This window comes from Methanocaldococcus sp. (assembly GCF_024490875.1).
Lineage (GTDB): Archaea > AGJL01 > Methanococci > Methanococcales > Methanocaldococcaceae > Methanocaldococcus.
Map to the genome: position 1 here is coordinate 51,578 of NZ_JACCLX010000021.1, position 6,163 is coordinate 57,740.

Consider the following 6,163-nt stretch of genomic DNA (forward strand, 5'->3'; position numbering starts at 1 on the left):
TATGGTGTTTAAAAAATTTCTAAGTAAATTAATTTCTAAAGACGATTTAGATAATTGGATATTAAAAGCTGAAAAATATTTAGATGAAGGTAATTATCAAAAGGCGGTAGAATGTTACTTAAAAGCTATATCTGAAAACTGTATGAGAGCAATAGATTGGGCCAATCTTGCCTATGCATACTTTAATTTAGAAGAATATGAAAAGGCTCTTGAAGCAATAAATAAAGCCATTTCTTTATCTCCTGATAATTTAGAATTTATATATTTGAAAGGGATGATATTATATAAACTTAAAGATTATGATGGAGCATATAAATGTTTTATTGAAGCTTCAAGAAGAATTAAAAATAGTAATTTGTATGAACTTTTAGGAGAACTATCCTTAAAGTTTAAAAAATATGAAGATGCTTTAAATTATTATTTAAAAGCTTACAAATTAAATGAAAAGAAAATTGATGCATTATACAATGCGGGAAAGTTATATTTGCTCTTTGGAGATATTGATAACGCATACGAATCTTTTAAAAAGATTTTAGAAAAAGATCCAAATCACGAATGTAAAAGAATAGTTAAATACATTGACGAACTTTTTGAAATTATAGATAAAAACATTTATGAAGATATAATAAGGGCAGTTAATTTAATTGAAATTGGAAATTATATAAATGCATTGAAATTCTTGAATAAAATTATTTCAATAGATAAATATAATGACTTTGCATACTACTATAAAAGTGTTATATCTGAAATCTTTGAGGAATATCACAAAGCCCTTGAAAGTATAAGAAAGTCAATATCCTTATTTGAAAGAAGTATATTTTATGCTAAGTATGGAGACATTTTGTATAAACTCAATAATTCAGAATTTATAAATGCCTATAAAAAATCCATAGAAATATTCCCAAATCCTTATGCATACTTTGGTTTAGCTATTTACTACTATAAAAAAGGAGATTTTGAAAAATCAGCAGAATATTTTGATAAACTCTTAGAAATAACGACTTATGATGTTTCAAAAGATAGTGATAAGATAATACTCTACTCTCTAATTGGAAAGGCAGAGACATCTAATAATTTAAAGTATTATGAAGAGGCCTTATCATATTTAGATATTTTAATTAATAAAAATTTAGACGATATCGAATTATGGAAAATTAGAGGATATATATATTTCAAGTTAAAAAATTATAAAATAGCCTATGACTCTTTTATGAATGTATTGAAAATAAATCCTAACGATATCGATGCAATAAAATCTATAATAGTTGTTTATGAAAAAGCAGGGAAATATGATGAAGCAATATCAATGGCTATGAAACTAAAAAAATTATTAGATAATAAGGAAGAAGTTGATAAAATTATTAAAAAGTTGATGAATAAAGAGCCAACAAATTTAGAAATATATTCTCCTCTGCTAAATGTTCCAGTTATTTATTGTAAAATAGATAAGGTTCAATATCATCTTGCTACTCTCTATAAGTATATTAACATAAATCCTATATTAGCATACATTTATCTTTTTTTGATAGAAAATTTAAATATAATTGAAGAAATTTTTGATGAAGATAAGTTAAAATCTATTAATAATCTTATTGAGTATCTAAAAGAAAAATTGCCTGTTGAAATGTATAAATATAGTGAATCTCCCGAAAATTATAAGCCAAATGATGAAATTATTAATACTTGCAAGAGAGAATTGGCAAAATTTGGATTTATTTTATAACAAAAAATTAAGGAGAGAATATGAGGGTTATTGGAAAAACTTCAACAAATTATTTTAAATTTGAGTCATTAAAGAATGTAAGATTATGGGAGTATGTAATTACAAAAAATACTGATAATAAAGAGGTTTTAGGTATTGTAAAAGAAGTTACAGCTAAAAATGATAAATATATATGTGAGGCAAAAGTTATAGGAGTTTTAAGTGATAATAAAATACTTATAAATAGATATCCAATCAAACCAGATGAAAATGTTAAATTTTGTGATGACTCAATTTTAAATAATATTTTTTATGCTAAAAACGGGATTAGTATTGGGCATCTATTAACAAGAGAAAATGTTAGAGTTTATTTAGATACAAATTCTCTTGTTTCTCGTCATTTTGCTATTTTATCAGTTACTGGTGGAGGAAAATCTAATACAGTGTCAGTTTTATGTAAAGAGTTAGGAAAAAAGAATGCAAGTATAATTATCTTTGATACTCATGGAGAATACACTACCTTATATCACGAAGATTTAGAGGGAAAAGTTAAAGTAATTACTCCTAAAATTAATCCTTCATTGTTATCTCCTGACGAACTTTCTGATTTGATAGGAATAGATAAAAATGATTTTGAAAAAAGAATTTATCTTGAATATGCTTATTACACTATAAAAAATGATTCCCCAAATGTTGAGGGTTTAGAATTTATTGAAAAGTTAGAAAAGTTACTTTATGAGTGGAGTAAGTCAGCAGAGGTAGGTTGGGATATAAAATATTACAATCCATTAATGAGAAAATATGAACGAAGAAAAGTGAGTGAGCAAGATTTTCTTAACATTATTTCTTTATATAATTTAATTGGGAAATTTATGATAGATTTTTCATTGTATATTGGAGATAGAGATATCATAGAAGAATTTGAAATTGGTAAAATAAATGTTGTTAATTTAAGTGGATTAGAACTACATCAAATGAGAACAATTGTAGGATACATAGCTAAACATATATTATCAAAAAGAACTCTTTATTTAAAATCATTAAAAGAGCGTAACATTCCAAATGAGAGAATAAGAATGGCGGCTTTCTCCAATTTAGAAATTATAGATAAACACTACAAAATTGTTAAAAAACCTGTATTAATTATATTAGAGGAGGCACACATTTTTATACCAATAAGTGAAAAAACAGAATCAAGTTTATGGTTAGGAAAAATAGCAAAAGAGGGTAGAAAGTTTGGAGTAGGGTTGGGATTAATTAGTCAAAGACCCAAAGAATTAGATCCAAATATTTTATCACAAACAAACACTAAAATAATTTTAAGAATAGTTGAACCAGAAGATCAAAAATACATTCAAAGAGCTTCTGAAAATTTAGGGGAAGATTTAGCAAAAGATTTGGCATCTTTGGGAATAGGTGAGGCACTTATAGTAGGAACCGCAATAAATTTACCATCAGTTGTTAAAATAGATAAATTTGATGGTATATATGGAGGAAAGGATATAGATATAGTTGGGGAGTGGATGAATATAAGTGATGAATGGTAAAAAAGGGATAATTATGGAAAATATTGAAGAAATAATTAAAAATTTAAATTTAAAATTTAGAAATATAGATGGAGAGAAGTTAATTATTGCAATTACATGTGATGAAAATAAGAATGTATTAATGACTGCATTTATGAATGAGGAGGCATTAAAAGAGACATTAAAAACTGGTTATATGCACTACTACTCAACAAGTAGAAAAAAATTATGGAGAAAGGGAGAGGAAAGTGGAAATGTTCAAAAATTAAAGGAATTTTATAGAGATTGTGACGGAGATGCTTTGTTATTCATAGTAGAACAAAAAGGAGTAGCATGTCATGAAGGTTATTACTCATGCTTTCACTACAAATTAAAAGATGGTAAATTAACAATTTCTGAAAATTATTATAAATAATACTCTCAATGAGTGAAACTATGGACTTTGAAAAATTTAAAGAGAAAGAAATATCAAAAAAAGAGGCATTAGAATTATTTGAAGATAATGAAAACATTTTTGAACTATTTAAATTTGCTGATTCTTTGAGAAAAGAGGAAGTTGGGGATATAGTGACTTATGTAGTAAATAGAAATATAAATTTCACAAACATCTGTATTGGTAACTGTAAATTTTGTGCTTTTAGAGCCAATGAATATGATAAACATGCTTATTTTTTAGACATAGATGAAATTGTTAAGAGATCTGTTGAAGCAAAAAAATTTGGATGCACTGAAGTTTGTATTCAGGGGGGATTGCATCCTAAGATAGATACTTATTATCAGGCAGAGATTTTAAAGGCAGTTCATGAGGCGACAAAACCTTATGGAGATATACATATACACGCATTTTCTCCGATGGAGGTTTATTTTGGAGCAGAAAATGCTGGATTGACTATTAAAGAGGCTCTAAAAATATTAAAAGAAAGTGGATTAAATTCAATGCCCGGAACTGCGGCAGAAATTTTAGATGATGAGATTAGGGATGAACTGTGTCCTAACAAAATAAAGACAGGGGAGTGGATATATATAATTAAGGAAGCTCATAAAATGGGAATTCCTACGACTTCTACAATTATGTATGGGCATATTGAAGAGTATAGACATATAGTTAATCATCTTTTTATAATTAAAGAGATTCAGGAAGAGACTAATGGTTTTACTGAATTTGTTCCACTTTCATTTATGTATAAAAATGCTCCAATTTATAGAGAGGGAAGAGCAAGAGCAGGAGCTACTGGAATTGAAGATTTAAAAATGTTTGCTATTAGTAGAATTGTTTTTAGAGGACTAATAAAAAATATTCAGGCATCTTGGGTTAAATTAGGAAAAAAAATGGTTCAAGTATCTTTAAGATGTGGAGCTAACGATGTAGGAGGAACACTTATTGAGGAGAATATATCAAGAAGTGCTGGGGCAGAGCATGGAGTTTATATGAGTGTTGAGGAAATTAAAGATATGATTAAAAGGGTTGGATTAATTCCTAAGGAGAGAACTACGCTCTATAAATTATTGTAATAATTAAGGTGATGGAATTGAATATAAAGAGAAGATATTGTTTAAGTAAAAAGGATATAAAAAACTTAAAAAAAGAGTTAAATGAATTTTTTGAAAATTTAGATGATATTATTCCAAAAAAAAGTAAAGTGGAGGTAGTTATAACAGACAATTTTGACATTATATTGGTAGATAGAGAACCAATTGCCTTTAAAAAAGATAATAAGATTATTCCTACAATTAAGTTGTTGTTAAAATTTCTACCTAACAAAAATTTAGTTGTAGTTGATAGAGGGGCAATAAGATTTTTAATAAAAGGGGCAGATGTAATGGCTCCAGGAATAGTAGATGCAAATGAAGATATTAAAGAAGGAGATTTTGTATTTGTTGTAGATGAAGAACATAAAAAGCCAATATGTGTAGGAATTGCTTTAATGGATGGAAAAACAATGAAAGAATCTAATGAAGGTAGAGCCATTAAGAATCTTCACTATGTAGGAGATAAGATATGGAAATTTATGGGATAAAATGGATGATAAAAAGTATATATTATTTTTGTCTTTTGCTTTAATTTTATCATCGTTGTTGATCTATTTTTTGCATTTTTTAATATTTAGAGATATTAAGCATTTATTAAGTTATTTTTTGCTACATTTAGCATTTGTTCCTATTGATGTTTTAATTGTAACAATAGTCATTGAAAGAATTTTAGAGCATAGAGACAAAATAAACAAATTAAAAAAACTTAATATGCTTATAGGTGCATTCTTTAATACAGTTGGCGAAGATTTATTAAAAATTATCTTAAAGGCAGATAAAGGAAATATAAAAAGTATTTTAAAAATATCAAATGAATGGGATAACAAAAAATATGAAAAAATAAAAAAACTCTTAAAAAATTATAACTATGACATAGACATTGAAAAAATCAACTTATACGAACTAAAAAATCTATTAGATAAAAATAAAGAGTTCCTTTTAAGATTAATGGAAAATCCTCTATTGTTAGAACATGATGAGTTTTCAGAATTGTTATTAGCAGTTTTTCATTTAGCAGATGAATTGCATAAAAGAGAGGATTTAAACAACTTACCAAAAAGCGATTTAAACCATTTAAAGAATGATATTATTAGAGTTTATAAGTTTTTAGTTATACAGTGGCTAAATTATGTGAAACATTTAAAAGATAATTATCCATATCTATACTCAATATATTTAAGGTCAAATCCTTTTAACGAAGGTTCAGTAATTGTAACAGAAAACAATTAAATATTAATATTTATATGTTCATCCGAGATTGTCAAGATAAGGATAAGAGGTAGTTATAGATGGAGGCGAAAGAATTAAGCCAGGAGATAATGGTAATAAATTTGGAATTATTAGGGAATCTATTATAGAAGGACTTAGTTTTTCGTTTAAGGAGGGAGAAGAAGCTTTCTACACA

At 26.6% G+C, this 6,163-nt stretch carries 6 protein-coding genes and 1 pseudogene; 6 read left to right on the forward strand and 1 reads right to left on the reverse strand.

Annotated elements, in window-relative coordinates:
• Position 1: 1 nt before the first annotated feature.
• The 6 genes from HZY31_RS04095 to HZY31_RS04120 are packed head-to-tail and all read left to right on the forward strand — an operon-like array spanning position 2 to position 5,988.
• The gene (locus HZY31_RS04095; protein ID WP_297318176.1) at positions 2-1,723 is read left to right on the forward strand and encodes a tetratricopeptide repeat protein; all 1,722 of its coding nucleotides are present in this window, start codon (positions 2-4) and stop codon (positions 1,721-1,723) included.
• 20 nt (positions 1,724-1,743) lie between these two features.
• Complete coding sequence (locus tag HZY31_RS04100; RefSeq protein WP_297318177.1) at positions 1,744-3,249, forward strand: ATP-binding protein; 1,506 nt, start codon at positions 1,744-1,746, stop codon at positions 3,247-3,249.
• 13 nt (positions 3,250-3,262) lie between these two features.
• The gene (gene hisI, locus HZY31_RS04105; protein ID WP_297318178.1) at positions 3,263-3,643 is read left to right on the forward strand and encodes a phosphoribosyl-AMP cyclohydrolase; all 381 of its coding nucleotides are present in this window, start codon (positions 3,263-3,265) and stop codon (positions 3,641-3,643) included.
• 20 nt (positions 3,644-3,663) lie between these two features.
• Complete coding sequence (gene cofH, locus HZY31_RS04110) at positions 3,664-4,740, forward strand: 5-amino-6-(D-ribitylamino)uracil--L-tyrosine 4-hydroxyphenyl transferase CofH (protein WP_297318179.1); 1,077 nt, start codon at positions 3,664-3,666, stop codon at positions 4,738-4,740.
• A 17-nt stretch (positions 4,741-4,757) separates the two neighbouring features.
• Positions 4,758-5,246: an RNA-binding protein gene (locus tag HZY31_RS04115; RefSeq protein WP_297318180.1), complete on the forward strand. Its 489-nt coding sequence runs from the start codon at positions 4,758-4,760 to the stop codon at positions 5,244-5,246.
• 1 nt (position 5,247) lies between these two features.
• Positions 5,248-5,988: a hypothetical protein gene (locus HZY31_RS04120; RefSeq protein WP_297318181.1), complete on the forward strand. Its 741-nt coding sequence runs from the start codon at positions 5,248-5,250 to the stop codon at positions 5,986-5,988.
• Positions 5,989-6,019: 31 nt separating this feature from the next.
• On the opposite strand, the pseudogene HZY31_RS04125 reads toward HZY31_RS04120, so the two are convergent.
• Positions 6,020-6,163 (reverse strand): annotated as a pseudogene (locus tag HZY31_RS04125) (IS6 family transposase); the annotation flags it as partial.